At 50.8% G+C, this 17,380-nt stretch carries 13 protein-coding genes; 7 read left to right on the top strand and 6 right to left on the bottom strand.

The annotated features are described in order from the left end of the window. From ACO1NT_RS18115 to ACO1NT_RS18100, 4 genes are all read right to left on the bottom strand, one after another. A partial coding sequence (locus ACO1NT_RS18115; RefSeq protein WP_449050154.1) for an ATP-binding cassette domain-containing protein occupies positions 1-322 on the bottom strand: 322 nt, incomplete at its 3' end. 23 nt (positions 323-345) lie between these two features. Continuing rightward, complete coding sequence (locus ACO1NT_RS18110) at positions 346-1,239, bottom strand: HlyD family secretion protein (protein ID WP_449050153.1); 894 nt, start codon at positions 1,237-1,239, stop codon at positions 346-348. Between the two features lie 4 nt (positions 1,240-1,243). Then, a complete protein-coding gene (locus ACO1NT_RS18105) occupies positions 1,244-2,548 on the bottom strand; it encodes a TolC family protein (protein WP_449050152.1) in 1,305 nt (434 codons plus the stop codon). A 51-nt stretch (positions 2,549-2,599) separates the two neighbouring features. Beyond that, entirely contained in the window at positions 2,600-3,211 is a 612-nt protein-coding gene (locus tag ACO1NT_RS18100; RefSeq protein WP_449050151.1) for a TetR/AcrR family transcriptional regulator, read from the bottom strand. Positions 3,212-3,285: 74 nt separating this feature from the next. Here ACO1NT_RS18100 and ACO1NT_RS18095 point away from each other — a divergent pair, with 74 nt between their 5' ends. Further along, positions 3,286-3,555: a hypothetical protein gene (locus tag ACO1NT_RS18095; protein ID WP_449050150.1), complete on the top strand. Its 270-nt coding sequence runs from the start codon at positions 3,286-3,288 to the stop codon at positions 3,553-3,555. Positions 3,556-3,741: 186 nt separating this feature from the next. On the opposite strand, the gene ACO1NT_RS18090 is transcribed toward ACO1NT_RS18095, so the two are convergent. Continuing rightward, entirely contained in the window at positions 3,742-4,524 is a 783-nt protein-coding gene (locus ACO1NT_RS18090; protein ID WP_449050149.1) for a 3-keto-disaccharide hydrolase, read from the bottom strand. Between the two features lie 141 nt (positions 4,525-4,665). On the opposite strand from ACO1NT_RS18090, the gene ACO1NT_RS18085 reads away from it, so the two are divergent. The 5 genes from ACO1NT_RS18085 (at position 4,666) to ACO1NT_RS18065 (ending at position 9,099) form a co-directional block, all read left to right on the top strand. Continuing rightward, positions 4,666-5,415, top strand: coding sequence for a hypothetical protein (locus ACO1NT_RS18085; RefSeq protein WP_449050148.1), 750 nt, complete (start codon positions 4,666-4,668; stop codon positions 5,413-5,415). A gap of 40 nt (positions 5,416-5,455) precedes the next feature. Further along, on the top strand, positions 5,456-5,725 hold the full coding sequence (locus tag ACO1NT_RS18080) for a hypothetical protein (protein ID WP_449050147.1): 270 nt from the start codon (positions 5,456-5,458) through the stop codon (positions 5,723-5,725). Between the two features lie 282 nt (positions 5,726-6,007). Next, positions 6,008-7,372 carry a Gfo/Idh/MocA family protein gene (locus ACO1NT_RS18075; protein WP_449050146.1) on the top strand — a complete coding sequence of 455 codons (1,365 nt, stop codon included), beginning with the start codon at positions 6,008-6,010 and terminating at the stop codon, positions 7,370-7,372. 812 nt (positions 7,373-8,184) lie between these two features. Further along, positions 8,185-8,622: a hypothetical protein gene (locus ACO1NT_RS18070; protein ID WP_449050145.1), complete on the top strand. Its 438-nt coding sequence runs from the start codon at positions 8,185-8,187 to the stop codon at positions 8,620-8,622. 99 nt (positions 8,623-8,721) lie between these two features. Further along, the gene (locus ACO1NT_RS18065; RefSeq protein WP_449050144.1) at positions 8,722-9,099 is read left to right on the top strand and encodes an SRPBCC domain-containing protein; all 378 of its coding nucleotides are present in this window, start codon (positions 8,722-8,724) and stop codon (positions 9,097-9,099) included. Here ACO1NT_RS18065 and crcB read toward each other — a convergent pair. Beyond that, positions 9,087-9,473 (bottom strand): fluoride efflux transporter CrcB, encoded by a 387-nt coding sequence (gene crcB, locus ACO1NT_RS18060; protein WP_449050143.1) that lies wholly within the window; start codon positions 9,471-9,473, stop codon positions 9,087-9,089. The genes ACO1NT_RS18065 and crcB overlap by 13 nt on opposite strands. Before the next feature lie 185 nt (positions 9,474-9,658). Between crcB and ACO1NT_RS18055 the strand changes: the two genes are divergently transcribed. Beyond that, positions 9,659-17,290, top strand: coding sequence for a SpvB/TcaC N-terminal domain-containing protein (locus ACO1NT_RS18055; RefSeq protein WP_449050142.1), 7,632 nt, complete (start codon positions 9,659-9,661; stop codon positions 17,288-17,290). Positions 17,291-17,380 lie beyond the last annotated feature (90 nt).

Below are 17,380 nucleotides of genomic sequence, written 5' to 3'. Positions count from 1 at the left end.
CCGACGTATGGATTACCGTGGCGAAAAATTGGATATTCTCCTCCACGGTCAAGTCTTGGTATAACGAGAAACGCCCCGGCATGTAACCAACCTGATTCCGGATATCGCGGTAGTTGGCAACCACATCGTGGCCCGCAACCGTGGCCGTGCCACTATCGGGCAGCAAGAGCGTGGTCAATATGCGGAAGATCGTGCTCTTGCCGGCACCATCCGGACCGATCAGACCGAACAGCTCACCCTCAGCCACCGAAAAGGAAACGGCCGTTACCGCTTTTACAGACCTCTTATTATAGGTTTTTGTGATATTATTGAGCGTAACCATGATCAACTGTCCATCGTTCCCTATCAATTAAAACGGACTTCCCCATACATGCCGATTTTCAACAATCCATCGTTTTGCACCCGGATCTTGGTGGCATAAACGAGGTTCTCGCGCTCGTCCTTGGTCTGTATCGTTTTCGGCGTAAATTCCGCCTTGTCGCTTATCCATGAGATGGTTCCCGGATACTCGCGGTAGTTGCCGTCCGCCCCGTCTACAAGCACCGTTACCTGCTGGTTGAGCTGGAGTTGGGCGAATTGCGGACCGGTAACATAGGCCCTTAGGGTGATCGAAGAGAGGTCAGCGACCTTATACAATGGTTTTCCCGTGGCGGTGCTTTCATTGGCCTCCGCGTATTTCACCAATACGGCGCCGTCTACTGGGTTCACGATGCGACATTTGGCTAATTGGTCTTCCACTTGCGCGATCTGCATGGCCAAGGGTGCCGTTTCGAGCGAAAGGCTGGCTGCGGTGGTTCCCAGTGTCGACCGCTGGGCGGTGATTTGCTTCCTGATGACCGCTACGCGAGCATTGGCGTCATCCAACTGTTTGGGGGTGGCCGCATCCGCTTCCACCATGTTGGCAATCCGCTTTTGTTCGTGTATGGCCTGGGCCAATTGCTCCTGCAATGCGGCCACCTGCACAGCGATGTCGGGTTTTTTGCTTAGTACCGCATCGATCTGTGCCTCCAATTGCCGTTTCTTCAGGTAGAGTTGTGTACTGTCGATATAACCTACGGTTTGCCCGGCCTTGAGCGACTGCCCCTCTTCGATATCCAGCGCACGGATGATGCCATTGGCCTCCGCGGATATGATGGTTTCTACCGCTTCGAAAGTGCCGGATGCATCGTATGGCTGTTCTTCATGGGTACATGACGCCATTAAAAGGCCGGCCAGTACAAGTATCTTTGCGTTGTCCATGTCGTTATTTTTTTTGTGGGTTACGTGTATTTTCGTATGAACTGCCGGAAGTGTACCGGATATCGTATTGCGCTTTCAGTAATTGAAGTTCGTGTTGTATTTTGGATAGACGTGCATTGCTCACTGCGTGGGTTTCCCGCGCATAATCGGCCGTGTTGATGACGCCGTTTTCAAGCTGGGCAAGCGCGGCATCCTTCACCGATGTGCGCAGCGCGACGATCGCATCGTCGGTACGCAATAGTTGCTCGTATTTGGCCGCTTCCGTTTGTTGTTGCTGGAGTGTAAGGTCGGTGTTAAACAGGAAAGTTTCCTGCTGCACATCGATGCCCGCTTCTTTTATGTCCAGCTGCGCCTTTTCTTTTTGCAGGGTGTAGAAGCCGCTTATCGGGATGGATAAACGCACACCGCCGTAATAATATGCGTCGAAGTGGTTGCTCAGCATGTTCAATGCGGGTCTGCCCACGCCCGCCTGCAGGAACAGGCCCAGTTTGGGCCGGTTTTTTGCACGGAGCAGCCTGCGTTCCACCTCGATACCGGTCTTTTGGCGGGCATACCAACCCAATTCCGGCCGGTTGGCGGCCAATGACGCGTGGGGCGGGGCTGGTTTTTCGAGCAAGGTATGCTCATCCAAGGTGCGACCGATAAATAAGCCAAGCATATGCAGGGAGGCCAGGCGGCTGGCCTGTAGTTCGGTGGCTCGCTGTTGCGCCTTGAGTCGTTCGGCTTCCAATAGGCTGCCCTCACTTTTCAACGCGGCACCATTTGCGATCGCCGCATTGATTTTTTCCAGGCCGGCTTGGATGTCTTTTTGCAGCAGATCATTCTGGGCCAATTGTGCATCCAGCAGCAAGATGCCGAAGTACAGCTGGTTGACACGCGCGTTGATCTTGTACAGCTCCACTTCCAGCGCCTGCTGTTTCACATCGGCTTCGGCCTCGATGGCCTGCTTGCCCAGCCGGGTCAATCCACCGTCAAATAGGTTTTGGTTAATCTCACCGTACAACTTGTATTGGTCCTTGTTCAACGAGGGGATGTCCATTCCAGGCACCTGTATGGGAATCTCCGTCACCTCCGATTGATAGGTGGCCTGCCCGTTGATGTTCAGTTGGGGAAGGGAGCGTTTGCCTTGCTGGTCAACCGCGTAGGATGCGCTTTTTGCGATGAGGTCACGCTGTTTTACCATGGGATAATTTTTTGCCGCCAACGCCTGGCTTTCCGGCAATGTCAGTCCTGCGGTTTGTGTTTGGGCATTCCCCATCTGGATGGCCAGTGTACCGACGAGTAGCAGCGTTGCCAATGGATTAATCATCTTGTTTATTGTTTTGAATTAATCATTTGATTAATGTGTGTGCAAAAAAAATCACGACGCGTTCAGCATCGCAATAAACCACGTTTTGATCAATTTTTTACGCTCATTCATCAACTCAACGGCTTTGTTCGGTCCAAGGCCCGTAATCAGTTGGATGAGTGGCTTCCCGATGAATGGAAAGATAACCAGACCAAGCATGTTGAAAATGAAATGGAGTGGATCTATATCCGGCCGCCTTTCGGCGAGCTGTTTGAACAATGCCGAGTCGGTGATATTTGTTTTGGTCTTCACCAAGTTGGCAAACTTATCTGGATTGCTCCTGATTTCGCCCAATACAAATAGCGGGATATCCGGATTGGACATAAGGGTATCGATGTAGTGCTCGGCCACGCTTTCGACCTTTTCCTCGATGGATGTTTTCTCGTCCATCAAGATGGGGCCGACTTTACCGAGTAAGACCTGCATTTTTTCCATGATGACCATCTCGAACAACTTTTCCTTGCTACGGAAATAGTAGTTGAGCAATGCCAGGTTGATGCCGGCTTCCTCTGCAATATCGCGCGTACGCGTAGCGGCATAGCCCTTTTGTGTAAAAACTTTCCGGGCGGCTTGTTTGATTTTCTCCTCTGTGCTGAGGTCTGCCTTTTTCTTTGGTTTTGCCATGTCCGCTTATGCTATGCCGCAAATATAACCGGTTGTTTTTGTTTAACCAAATTTTTTAATCATTTGATTAAAAAGTGCTCCTATACGTGCTCGCGCAATGGTATACCCAGTTTTGGCATGCAGTTGTGCCTTGGGTGGGTGCGCATGTGCTGGCACTCGATGAGCCTATCACCGTGCTCTATAGCGGTAGTGGCGACAAAACGTTTGATTACGTTTTTTTATCGATCGCATTTACCTGTTCGTTGGTGGCCTGTTGGCGAGCAATGTTTACCGCTCTTGGACGGCTGTCCATACCTATGGTGACCAACGGCCCAAGTCGCCGGTATATGGTATCTTCGATGTGAGGGGAGGTTATGAAACGAAAGCCCCACATCGGGGAGACGCGGGGCTTTCTAAACTAACCAATTATAAACCTAACTTATGAAAAGACTATTCTACAGCCATAGATGGCCAAAACCCGTGCCGGAATAGAGCGGAAAATGTTAAGAATTGTTAAACCTGCGCATGCCTGCTATTCGACTTTTCACCCGTTATAATTTTTTAATCTTGATGTTACGGAACCAGATCGGGCTCGCATGATCCTGCAGGGCAATGTATCCGGTTTTGAATTTCCCATAATCTGGACTGTTCTTCCACTTGTCTGAGTTCTTCTTTTCATACCACGCTTCATCCCAGGGAACAAAAGATACAATCAGTTTTCCATTCAGCCAGTGTTCCACGCGTTCCGGGGTAAAGACAATTTTAGAGCTGTTCCATTCGCCTGCCGGATGTAACGTCTTGTCGGGGTCGGGCGGATGCATGGCATAATCGGCCCCGGTTTGCTGCAACGGTTTCAGCTCTTCCGGTTTTTCCGTATAACCCAAACTGGTGTTGTACGCGGTAAGGTCATGTATGCGGGCATAGTTTTCATCATCAATGAGCTGGTATTCGGGCCCTACACCAGATGGCGCCCGGTATCCTTCCTTTACATGGTAAAAAATACCGCTGTTTCCCCCTTCGGGGAGTTTCCATTCCAGGTATAGCTCGAAATTGTCGAACTCTTCGGCGCCGTACAAGATGTCTTTCCCTCCTTTGTAATCCTGTTCCAGACCGAGTTCGGTATCAAACGTCAGTGTGCTGTCTTTGATGGTCCACCCAGGGGGCAGCACCTCTGCATTGTACCCCCGCCAGCCCTTGGTACTGGTACCGTCAAAAAGATAAATCCATCCGGAATCCGGATCGGCCTTCTGCGCATGGGTATTAAAAGAAAAAGCGAGGGTAATAAGCAGCAACAAAGCACCCCTCCTCATCAAGGTTGTTTGTTTATTCTTCATTTCTATAGCTATTCAGTAGGGTGTAAAGATGGATATTACAACCAATTAAAACAATTGGATTGTAAAAAAAGTCGGGAATGTTTGTAAGGAGCCTGTTGGCAGCATGATTTATTTATTATCTTTAGCCAAAACCGTATGAACATGCCCCTGATAAAGGCCACAAGAGAAGACGTACAAGCCAATGGCAAGGATACATATCAATTAAGATATATTTCCAGCTGGCGGTTTGCATTCGTATTTCTGCTCTTGGTTCTCGGTTTATTAGCCGCCTTGTGGTTTCTGCGGCGGCAAGGGGTTTTCGCGGCGTCCGAATGGGTGGGATTCGCATTGGTGGCATTGCCGCTAGGGTTTTCGTTCTATTTTTCGCGCCGGATAGCCATCGGACATGTTGCCATTTCATTAGATGAGGAAGGTGTGCACCAGGCTTGGTCAAAACAGTTTGCATTCACGTCCCATCCTGATATGACCATACGGTGGACAGATATCGTTGACTATAAGTTTGAACTGGGACCGAAGAACCATTGGTTTAAGGCCACATTAAAGGACGGGACCGTGTGGCGGTTTAACCGAGATATGTATTCAATCAAGAAGGATGACTTTTCCGCTTTTAAGGCGGCCTTTAATCAGCGCGTGGAGCGGTATAACCTGGCAAACGCAGACCAAGGGGCGGAGATTCAGCGAGCGAAGATATTTGTGGAAACGACTACAGCATACGTATTAGCCAAATTGGTTACCGTATTGATCTTAACGTTTCCCATTTTGCTGGTGATACTCGCTTTCTATGACTCACCCGCCACACCGTTAGTGGGTCTTCTCGGTGCAGTGGCTTTCGTACCCGCGTTTCTATTGGTCTATATGGTTCATTCAAGTCGAGAAGAAGGAAGACGGTAGGGTCACCGATATTTTGTATTTTAGTCCGAAATATCCGACGATGAGAATTTCCTATTTAGTGGCTATTGGTGTGGTTGTGTTATTTGCGCTGTTTTTCGTGCTGGACTACGTACATACTTCTGCACCGGAAGCCAAAAAGACCGATGCCCTGCCAACCTCTGTTTCAACCCCGCCCGACTCACTGGAGCTGATTCATACAGGCGATATTATCAAACAACAATCTACTCGCGATATCTTCAAAACACTAGTGGGCGACGATAAGACGGACACCGGCCAAGTAGTTATTAAAGCACTCCCTAAGCAAAAATGAATTGCAATAGAAAAAGCAGAATTACACGCTCGGTATAAGGCTCAACGAAACGCATACCCAGTTTAAGATCCTGAAATATCCCATCTCCGAGTATGTCGCGGCATTGATGCATGGTTGATGCCATGTCGTATTTTGTATCCTTCCGGTTTCCGTAATGCTCTTTGTAAACGGATAGATCGGAGAAAAAAGTCAACGTATCTAACATGAAAGTTTGATCAAAGGTGTATCTTTACGGTTTAAGCAACGTGTAACTAACTCATTTCATTAAACCTGATTAAATTTATGGAAAGAAGAGAATTTATCCGTAAAGGTATGATAGGCGCCACCGGTGCGGCATTGGCGACGACGGGCATGAGTGCAAAATCCTACGCCTCAATTCTTGGGTCCAACGAACGGGTTAACGTGGCGGTCATTGGCATACGCGGAATGGGCCAAAACCACATCGAGGGTTACTCAAAGCTTAAAAACACGCGGGTGACCGCGCTATGCGATATCGATCGGAATTTTTTTGAACCCCGAATCAAAAAACACTTTGTGGACAAGGGATTGGAAAAGCCAAAGACCTATACCGATTTGCGCGACTTGTATGAAAATAAGGAGGTCGATGCCGTTTCCATTGTGACACCGAACCATTGGCATGCGTTGGCCGCGATATGGGCGATACAAGCGGGCAAACATGTTTCTGTCGAAAAACCGTGTTGCCATAATATTTACGAAGGCCGTAAGTTAGTGGAAGCCGCAGAAAAGTACCCGGTCATTGTGCAGGACGGGGCCGAGCAAAGAAGTAACCCCTGTGCGGAAAGCATGGCTGATTTTTTGCATGGCGGGAAACTGGGTGAAGTGTATATGGCCAAAGGCATTTGCTATAAACGGCGCAATACCATCGGGCGCACGCCAGACGAACCGATTCCCCCAGGTGTAGATTATGACCTGTGGTTGGGCCCGGCGCCCGAGCGCCCGTTTTCGAAAAACCGCTTCCATTATAACTGGCATTGGAATTGGGATTACGGAAATGGCGATATTGGCAACCAGGGGGTTCATGAGATGGATATTGCCCGGTGGGGGCTTAATGTTACCCTGCCTACCCGGATCACCTCAATTGGCGGCCATTTCATGTTTGACGATGACCAGCAAACCCCCAATACGCAACTCACTGTCTTTGAATTCCCAAACGCCCAGGGTGGGGGCGACGCGAAAAAGCTCCTGCAATTTGAAGTTCGCCATTGGCTTTCAAATTCTGAAGGCATCGGTGGGGAAAATCCGAATGACAACAGGTATATGGTGAGTTCGGATAATGAAGTAGGCAACTTGTTTTTTGGATCAAAAGGCTACATGACTAAAAACCTCAATCAATGGCAAACATTCATGGGCGATAAGAAGGAGCCGGGGGAAAACGGAAAAGGTTTCGGAAACCACTATGCAGATTTTATCGATGCAATCCGGTATAACGACCAAAAATTGGCAAAAGGAGACATTAGGGAAGGATTTTATTCCTGTGCGCTTATCCATCTTGGCAATATTGCGTATCGCGTGGGGCGAACACTGGATTTCGATCCGGTCGCCATGAAATTCATCAACGATCCGGAAGCCAACGCGATGCTAACCCGCGAATACCGGTCACCTTTTATCGTTCCGGATGTGGTGTGAAAATGCCTTGACCGAGCGGGAAGGTTCATCTTTTTCTTAAAGAATGCCGCATTGGAGTACGGGGTAACAGAAAGTTGCTGATTTTTTCGAATAATGAATGCTACCTGATAACTTTTAACGGCCCAACAAACTTTGGACGGTGCATTAACGGTTCGATCCCGGCCCTGGGTACCACATTCGGCCAAGAACCGTTACAAGAATCTCGATGGTACAACTGCCGTGTCGGACATGGCTTTGGACACGCTCCGGGACGGCTCCCAGACGGCTGCGGTGTCACTGGCGATGCACGAGGTGTCAGGTAGGTATCACAGTGCTGTTTTCCGCAGCGAAACAGCAAGGTGATGGCCGGAGCACAGCACGGAGACCCGACCATGATGCGGAGCCTTTCGGGCGCCGGTACGCCTGTAGGTAAAGTCGATACGGAAGCACCGTGGCTTGCTGACGGCGGCCATGGGAAAGCCAGGCCAACCCCTTGCTCCAGCCCACCTTCCCTTACCCTTCCTCCGGGTCCTATCCCCATATGTCCCGCATATATCTCAGTAAAAAGCCCAAATAGCGGCACTTTAGCGAAGGGTAAGCGGCTACGTAGCGGGAGAAACGCACTTTCGGATAGGGGAAGGGTAGCGCGGAACGTGAGATTAACGATGTGTCCAACAGCCGTCGGCAGGAAAGCCCGTTCCACCAATGGCGCAGAGCCTACCGCTTGCAAAATTAGAAACCGGAGGATATGCGAAGGTAAATGAAGCGTATGCATTAGGCAAGGTGTAGCGAAATCGGGACTTTGCCTCGTCTTACGTAGAAACTGACCCACGATGAAAAGAATAGCCATCTTATACGCACTGTTGACTACCGTCACACTGTCTTGCAATAAACGGGAATTGGGTAGTGAGCAAGTACAGGATTGCAGCACGGTTGCTTGTACCGAGGACCTGCGTTGGATTACCGTGAAACTGGTAGACCATGCCGGTAAACCGGTAGCGCTCGACAAGATGAAAGTGACCCGTGTGGCAGACGGTAAGGACTTGACGAGGACGTACCCTAGCGAGGAGTGGAATACTTTCCGAAGGCTAGGAAGCTATCCGGTAACGGGCGATATCGACCACGCGTATATTCCTAAATTCAAGCATACCAAGATTCGTTTCCAAGGATATATCGGCAAACGTGAAGTGGTCAGGTCGGATTATGTGGTTATGTTTGGCTGTTGCCACATCGCCCTCGTCTCCGGCGAGCGGGAACTGATAGTGGAGTGATTTTGCGTAACATATGAGTGAAATTAACGGTATGTAAGAAGGCTAAATGAGGTTGCGTTCAGTTTTCGTTACTTTTGCCCCAGCAAAGCAGACAGAATCATGAAAGACTTCAAAGCCTATTTCATCATACCCGCCGAACCCGAGGAAGTGTACCTGGCGCTGACCATCGAGACCACCATCAACTTGTGGACAGGGGAGGAAGCCACCATGGTTGCCGAGCCGGGTGCCGAGTTCTCACTATGGAGCGGAGCCATTGTGGGGAAGAACCTGTCGTTCGTGAAGGATAAGGAAATCGTACAGCAGTGGTACTTCGGCGAACACACGGCGTCCATCGTCACCATCCGGCTGCACGGCCATAAGCGGGGTACATCCCTGGAAGTGCGGCAATCCAACATCCCCGACGAGGCCTATGAAGACATTGAAGGCGGTTGGCACCATACCTATGCCGCGGCCCTGATTGATTTTTACCGCGAGTAGGCCACCTGGCTCGCCCACATACCCGCCCATACCAAGGCGACTCCCAGCACTACGCTCAATAGCGTATAGCCGATAGCCATGAAGATCTGCTGGTTTTCAATAAGCACCATGTTTTCGCTCGCAAAGGTGGAAAAGGTGGTATAGCCTCCGCAAAAACCGCTAATGAGCAGAAATCGTATGGAGTTGTCGCTATAGGGCGGCTGGGTGAAGATGCCGGCAAAGATGCCGATGAGGAAACAGCCGGAAAGATTAACCAGAAGGGTAGCCAAGGGGAATACGCCCGGCGAGAGTTTACCTATGACCGTTGAAACAAAGAACCGGAGCATACTGCCGATGCCTCCGCCGATACCTACCAGCAAAAGTTGCTTGATCATCACCATTTTTTATAACTGTTGCCCCAAGGGTGGGGTGCTGCGCGCCAGCATCGCAAAGGTAATTAAAATAGTGAGCTTCAATGGGCCGTCAGCAAAATACACCATTATAGGTATTGTGTGCCAGTGAGATACGTCCTAGTTTTGGATAAGCAAACATCAATTTGCAACACGAGTTTCCAAAACAAATGAAAGAGCAAACGGAAAATAAAGACCGGCAGTTCTTCGATACACAAGGTGGAAGGACGGAACCCAATGCGCTGACAGTACCTGCCATCAGTTTACCCAACGGAGGTGGAGCCATCAAAGGCATTGATGAGAAATTTGAGGTCAACGCCGTGAACGGCACGGCAGCCTGCACCATTCCATTGCCTTTTTTTTCGGCGAGGGGTATGGCACCTGCGTTGACACTGTCTTATAATTCCGGTGCAGGCAATGGCGTTTTCGGCCTCGGCTGGCACCTCAACCTTCCATCCATCAAACGGAAAACAGATAAGGAACTGCCGGAATATACCGATTCCGACACGTTCCTTTTTTCGGAAGCGGAAGATCTGGTGCCTGCGTTCATGCAAATGGCCGATGGCAGCTTTGAGCAGGATGCCGGAGGGGCCTATGTACTCCACGAAAAGGAATCTGCCGACGGTGTTTTCATCATCCGTTACTATCGCCCCCGTATTGAGGGGCTATTCGCCAAAATCGAACGATGGCAGCACAAAACCAACGGGGAATTGAAATGGCGGGTTATTACCAAAGACAACGTAACCACCTTGTTTGGCTGGACCGCGCAATCGCGGATAGCCGATCCCAACAACGAATACCGTATTTATGAATGGTTGCCCGAATGGGTCTTTGACGATAAAGGCAATCTCGTCCAGTATCGCTATAAAAAGGAAGATGGCATAGGCGTTGACCATTCCCTGCCGCACAACCGGAACCGATTGAAAAACGGCACAATTACTTATACCCATACCTACCTCGATGGCATACGATACGGCAATCAAACCCCTTATTGCGAATTTGGCGATCCGTACCCACAGGATGATGATTACCTATTTGAGGTGGTTTTCGATTACGGCCAATATAATGCCAATGCGCCCTACGATCGGGTAGCCGATTGGGAATGGCGCCACGATTCATTTTCAAACTATAAGGCTGGTTTTGAGATCCGAACGGCTCGAATATGCCGTAGAGTGCTGTTTTTCAATCATTTCAACGGAGATGGCGAATACAATGGATTGGTGAGGTCGCTCAACTTGGGTTACGATGAGGATACCGAAAAAGGTTTTACTTTTCTGAAATCCGCAACGCAAATAGGATACATTCGGCGAGCAGACGGCTCGTATACGCGGAAGCAGTTGCCGCCAATGAAGTTTGACTACCAGCGGCATGGATGGAACGATGAGGTATGTGAAATCTCACTCGAAGAGTTGGTACATGCGCCCACAGGTCTGGGCGAGCCGTTGTACCAATTTACTGATTTGTACCAAGAAGGCCTGGCGGGCATACTAACGGAGCAGGCCGGCGGTTGGTATTACAAAAAAAACCTGGGAGATGGGACGTTTGGACAGGCTGAACTCATTACTCCTAAACCTGCTTTTGCCGGGCTGGATGCAACCATGCACCTGGCCGATCTTGATGCAGATGGGGGTAGGCAGCTGGTTAGTTATAAAGCAGGGTATCCTGGCTTTTTCGAACTGGATGATAACACCGAATGGCAAGGATTCCGGGCGTTCCAGCATGTTCCCAATATTGATCTTGCCGACAGGAATGTCCGCATGCTGGACCTGAATGGCGATGGTAGACCGGAGGCACTCATTAGCGAAGGCAACCTATTCACATGGTACGCCTCTGCCGGCAGGGACGGCTTCTTTGCAGCGAAGAAAGTACAGAAACCAACGGATGAAGAAGTGGGGCCGCACCTGGTATTTGCCGACTTGGAAGAAACCATTTTCCTGGCAGACATGTCGGGCGACGGCCTCACCGACATCGTACGCATACGGAATGGTGAGGTATGCTATTGGCCTAACCTGGGGTATGGGAATTTTGGAACGAAAGTAACGTTTGACAATGCACCGCAATTTGATCACCCCGACAACTTCAATCCGGCGTATTTTCGCCTGGCAGATATCGACGGCTCCGGAACCACGGATATCATTTACCTGGGCCAGCGTAAATTCAGCTGTTGGCGGAACCTAAGCGGCAACAGCTTCGGGACCGAACCTTTTGAAATCGAGGCATTCCCCGAAATACATGGACAAGCCAACATCACCGTAACCGATTTGCTTGGAAATGGCGTGCCCTGCATCGTCTGGTCCAGTCCCTTTTCCAAAGATGCCAACGCGCCATTGAGGTATATCGATTTGATGAATGGCAAAAAACCACACATCATGACGGCCTACGAGAACAGTATGGGCAAATCGGTCTCGTGGGAATATACACCATCGACCAAATTTTACCTGGATGACAAAAAAGCGGGAAAGCCATGGGTCACCAAACTGCATTTCCCGGTACACTGCGTATCGAGGGTAACTACCCGGGATCATGTGTCAGGCTATCGTTTTACTCGGGAGTATCGTTATCATCACGGCTATTACGACCATACCGAGCGGGAATTTCGTGGATTTGGCGCGGTAGAGCAAGTAGACACCGAGCGCTATGAACATTGGGTGCGGGAGGGAGTATCAAACGTGGTGGATGAACCGTTGCACCAAACGCCCGTAATTTCCAAGACATGGTACCATACAGGGGCCTTTTTTGATAGGGAAAACCTACTCACCCACTTCAAAAACGACTATTGGTACGCGGTGGCCGAGCTGCAGGGGTTTCCCGTGGTGCAATATGAGATGGATTTGCCCGATGCCAGGCTGGTTGCTGCCCCCGGGCTATCCGATGCCGTGCTCGATTCGCTCGGCCCGGCAGAATGGCAGGAAGCCCTTCGGGCGTGTAAAGGCATGTCGTTGCGTTCGGAAGTGTTCGAAGAGGGAGAAATCACGCCACATGCCGTGTCTTCGCACAACTGCATCATCGAACTGGTGCAACCCAAAGGTGCTAACAAACATGCGGTGTTTGTGGTGAAGGAGGGTGAGGCCATTTCGTATCAGTATGAACGGAATCCGGAAGACCCCCGTATTGCGCACCGTATTCATCTCAAACTGGATGAATACGGCAATGTGCTGGAAGCGGTGGAGATAGCCTACCCACGTAAAGTCATAGACGCTGCGCTACCTGCAGCAACCCAATCGGCACAAGACGAAACCATTATTATCCATACCGAAAATAGGTATACCAACGATGTTAATACAGATGATGCATATCGACTGCGGTTGCCAGTTGAAGTGAAAACCCACGAACTACGAGGGGTAGCCAAAGCGGGCGATTACTACCGGGCAGCTGATTTTGAAGCGATACTTACTGACAGCCGTTCCGAGGCGGTGGAGTATCACGAACGACATCTTTCGCTCATTCCGGGGAGGGTCCAACGCAGGCTGGTTGAGCATATCCGAACCACTTACTACCGCAACGATTTATCGGGTCCTTTGCCGCTTTACCAACTCCAGTCGTTGGCGCTGCCCTTTGAAAACTATCAGTTGGCTTACACACCGGCATTGGTGGCCGATATTTTCGGAACCAAGGTAAATGCCACCCTGCTTACCGAAGGAAAATTTACCCACAGCGAGGGCGATGACAACTGGTGGGTTCGGTCGGGGATTACACAATTTATCGGAGGATCGGAGTCGGCCATCGATGCGGCAAACCGGTTTTTTGTGCCAACGGGCTATAAAGATCCTTATGGCGCCGTTACCAAAGTACGCTACAGCAACGACTACTTTTTGTTTGTTGCTGAAACAGAAGACGCCTTTGGCAATAAGGTGTCGGTACAGTCTTTCAATTACCGGACACTCACACCGCAACAGATGCGCGATGCTAACGGCAACCTTTCTGTGGTCTGTTGCGACGAACTGGGTTTGGTAAAGGCAACGGCCGTAATGGGAAAAGGCAACGAAGCCGACGAGCTTACCGGGCTTACCGAGTGGACCGATGCCGCGGAGACGGCCCTTATTCGGCAATTTTTCGACGCCACGGATTCCGCGCAATTGACCCAGCGCGGTAAAGCGTTACTCGGCCCGGCAACGACACGTTTTTTGTACGATGTAGAGGCGTTTGTGACTAACGGGGGGGCGCTAACGGTGGCGACCATCAGTCGCGAACAGCATTTCAATACACAGCCGGATGCACCTGTGCAGCTAGCCTTTGCCTATTCGAATGGCTTGGGCGAAGTGGTGATGAATAAGGTGCAGGCCGAACCCGGCGAGGCCCGCCAGGTGCTGGTACAACCCGATAACACGATCAGTGTGGTAACAGTAGATACGGCCGAGGCCAGCCCAAAGCAGCTCCGGTGGATAGGGAACGGACGGATAGTTAAGAACAACAAGGGAAATGCGGTTAAACAATATGAGCCTTATTTTTCGGTAACGCATCGCTACGAAGACCATAGGGAGTTGGTCGAAACCGGGGTAACACCCGTCATGTACTACGATGCGCTGGGCCGCCTGGTGAAAACCGAGATGCCCGATGGTACGTTTTCGAAAGTGGAATTTGATGCGTGGAAACAAGTCGCGTATGATGCCAATGATACCGTGCTTGAAACCGATTGGTACCATCGGCGTTCCAATCGCCTGATGGATGCCGAGCTATTGGCCGATGGCAAGGACCCCGGACGGGAAAAGCAGGCGGCCGACAAAGCCGCCGAACATGCAAATACGTTTGGTATAACGCATTTTGATACACTGGGGCGCTCGGTTTGTTCGGTAGAACACAACAGGGACCTCCAAACGGGAGATAGCCTATTTTACTATACAACGGTAGCACTCGATGCGGAAGGCTGCTTGCTTAGTGTAACCGATGCACGCGGTAATACCGTAATGGCCTATCAGTACGATATACTGGGCAATAAGGTATGGCAGCGAAGTATGGATGCCGGCCAGCGGTGGCTGCTCATGAATATTGCCGGCAGCCCACTTCGTACGTGGGATGAACGCGACCACGAATTTCAATACTTCTACGATATCCTGCAGCGGCCCACATTAACCAAAGTAGTAGGTGGCGGATCGCCCGCCCTGGATCACATCGTTGGACGGGTGATATATGGAGATAGTTTATTGCTTCCCGACCGGGGCAATGAGTCCGTGTTGCAGGCGAGAAACATACTGGGTCAACCCATCCAGCAGTATGATACGGGCGGCCTCGTCGATACGCCAGACTACGACTTCAAGGGGAGGCCGCTGGCCACGACACGAAGGCTGTTCAGGAAATACAAAGAAGTGGGCAACTGGACAGCGGCCAACCTGGTGGCCGACCTGGAAAGCGAATCGTTCACGTTTGCTACCGAGTGCGATGCACTGGGCCGCATAATGCGTCAAATAGCACCCGATGGAAGCATCATCACGCCCGCATACAATGGAACCGGATTGCTCCGGTCGGAAACGGTATTGCTCCCAGGTGCAACTTCCGAAACGGTTTACATCCGGGATATCGGCTACAACGAAAAAGGACTGCGCGATAAAATTGTCTACGGAAATGGTGTAGTCACCCGTTATCACTACGATAGCAAAACATTTCGCCTGAAACGACTGGAAAGCAGGCGCGCAAACAACGACCCGCTCCAGGATTGGCGGTATACCTATGACCCCCAGGGCAACGTCACCCATGTGGAGGACCGGAACATTCCAACGGTGTTCTTTGATAACCAGAAAATAACCGGCATTTCGGAATATATGTACGATGCCCTATACCGGTTGGTTGGGGCAACAGGCCGCGAAAACCACGCGGCACTGACATTCGCCGCGCGGGATAATTGGAACGATGCCGGTTTCAGGCACGAACTGAACCCGGCCGATCCGATAGCCATGCGCCATTATACGCAACATTACCAATACGATGCGGTTGGGAATATACTTGAAATGCGCCACGAGGCGGCCGGGAATAACTGGACGCGGGATTACACCTACGCGATCAACAATAACCGGCTGATAAGCACCAAGGTGGGGACCCATAGTTATCCATATACCTACCACGCCGAGCATGGTTACCTGACCGAACTGCCACATCTGGAAGAGCTGGGATGGAATTTCAGGGAAGAGGTGGTCAAAACCGTCCGCCAGCGGCGTACCGATGGCGGTACGCCCGAAACCACCTGGTACCAATACGACGGAAACGGACAGCGTATCCGCAAGATTACGGAAAACCAGGCAGCACCAGGTGCCACTCCCCCCGTGAAAGAGCATCGGGTTTATATGGCAGGTTATGAGCGTTACACCAAGCAAACCGGTGCGCACGCCGGCTTGGAGCGGGTCACGTTAAACCTGATGGATGAAGGTCATCGTTTTGCAATGATCGAAACCCGCAATGCCGTGGACGATGGCACGGAAAAACAACTGGTCCGCTACCAACTCGGTAATCACTTGGGTTCCAATTCACTGGAATTGGATGACGGTGCGCAAATAATCAGCTATGAAGAATACCACCCTTATGGCACCACGGCCTATCAGGCAAGAAATGCCGCCATCCGGTCGGCAGCCAAACGGTACCGGTACACCGGCATGGAGCGGGATGAGGAAACCGGCCTTGGATATCACAGCGCGAGGTATTACCTGCCCTGGCTGGGCAGGTGGCTGAGTGCGGATCCAATCGGGATTGGTGCCGATGTGAATAGATATGCATACTGTACGAACAATCCGATAAATAAATGCGACCCGAGTGGAAAAGATCCAGACGACCCTACGTCGTTGTCTCTCGGTCCGTTCCAATTGTCTAACATCGCGCTGACGGACCAATCGCAATTCCATTTGGATGCAAGCCTAGGTATCAATAATATTTTCTCGTCCAACCGATCGGTCGTCATCAACGATCTCTCTGCCAACGGTACGCTTGGTTTCACGTCCGATTTGAGTTTGCCGGCATTTAACCTCTCGGGTACTGCCGGCCTGCAATTGAATCTGGATCAACTGCGGTATAATGGTGAAGACTTCGCCGCCACCATGTCCGGTCGCTCGAACATTACCATAGGACCCAGTGATATGTTACAGCTGGATATTGACGCCACGGCGACTGGGCGGATGACCGTTCCACGGGAGGTCTTTCTCAGTAATTGGAGGGAGCAATTGGACGAATCTATCGGAACCTTCCGCGGAGAGGCGACCGTGACCGCCCGCGCTGAATTGGGGCCTTTGGTTGGTTTCGCCCGGCTAAATGCGACGGCAGACGAAGGCCTCTCCGCCGACTTGTCGGCGACAGGGTACCTGAGGTGGGGCGGATACCATCTGGTTGACATTTCCGGTACGGGGACAGCTTCAGCTGAAGGGTATCAAATGAGCGGGAGCTTCGCAGGCAATTTCCCGCTGGCACTTTGGGGCGATTGGTCATTGGATAGCGATCACGGCTTCACGGCGTCCGGGCATTACTTCGGTCCGCAGTTCGGTCCGCTGGGCCTGAATGTGGGTATCGATCCGTTCGATCCAGCCTATGGTGGCGATGCGCCACGGAATGACGGCCTGTTGGGCACTGGAGACATCACGTTGTTCGAACCGGGCATGAGTGTGGGGTACACTTACTTCAATTACGGCTCGAGGGGCTCATTTATATTTTCCGCAGGGATTTCTCCCACCTCTTCTTTGGAAACGTATAACAGATTACAGCCACGTATTCCCATGGTTGGCAGCCTTCCCATAGTAGGCGATAGCGTCAATCAGTTCCTTTATGGAAGATCATTTTCGACACCCACCGGGCCATATTTTGGTGTTCGCCTCGGCGGGTCATTTTAACATACACAAATGGAACATTATGGAGGAAATTAAAACAGCAGACAAAAACACAACGAGTGTATTAACAGATTTAATCATTAAAAAATTATT

The sequence above is a fragment of the Parapedobacter sp. genome (genome assembly GCF_053550995.1).
This window is presented reverse-complemented; position numbering and strand designations above follow the sequence as displayed.

Excerpts from the sequence above, each read along its gene's own strand:
- ACO1NT_RS18100 (WP_449050151.1), bottom strand. The coding sequence starts at position 3,211 with ATGGCAAAACCAAAGAAAAAGGCAGACCTCAGCACAGAGGAGAAAATC.
- ACO1NT_RS18065 (WP_449050144.1), top strand. The coding sequence starts at position 8,722 with ATGAAAGACTTCAAAGCCTATTTCATCATACCCGCCGAACCCGAGGAA.
- ACO1NT_RS18055 (WP_449050142.1), top strand. The coding sequence starts at position 9,659 with ATGAAAGAGCAAACGGAAAATAAAGACCGGCAGTTCTTCGATACACAA.
- ACO1NT_RS18080 (WP_449050147.1), top strand. The coding sequence starts at position 5,456 with ATGAGAATTTCCTATTTAGTGGCTATTGGTGTGGTTGTGTTATTTGCG.
- ACO1NT_RS18085 (WP_449050148.1), top strand. The coding sequence starts at position 4,666 with ATGCCCCTGATAAAGGCCACAAGAGAAGACGTACAAGCCAATGGCAAG.
- ACO1NT_RS18070 (WP_449050145.1), top strand. The coding sequence starts at position 8,185 with ATGAAAAGAATAGCCATCTTATACGCACTGTTGACTACCGTCACACTG.
- ACO1NT_RS18075 (WP_449050146.1), top strand. The coding sequence starts at position 6,008 with ATGGAAAGAAGAGAATTTATCCGTAAAGGTATGATAGGCGCCACCGGT.
- crcB (WP_449050143.1), bottom strand. The coding sequence starts at position 9,473 with ATGATCAAGCAACTTTTGCTGGTAGGTATCGGCGGAGGCATCGGCAGT.
- ACO1NT_RS18110 (WP_449050153.1), bottom strand. The coding sequence starts at position 1,239 with ATGGACAACGCAAAGATACTTGTACTGGCCGGCCTTTTAATGGCGTCA.
- ACO1NT_RS18105 (WP_449050152.1), bottom strand. The coding sequence starts at position 2,548 with ATGATTAATCCATTGGCAACGCTGCTACTCGTCGGTACACTGGCCATC.
- ACO1NT_RS18090 (WP_449050149.1), bottom strand. The coding sequence starts at position 4,524 with ATGAAGAATAAACAAACAACCTTGATGAGGAGGGGTGCTTTGTTGCTG.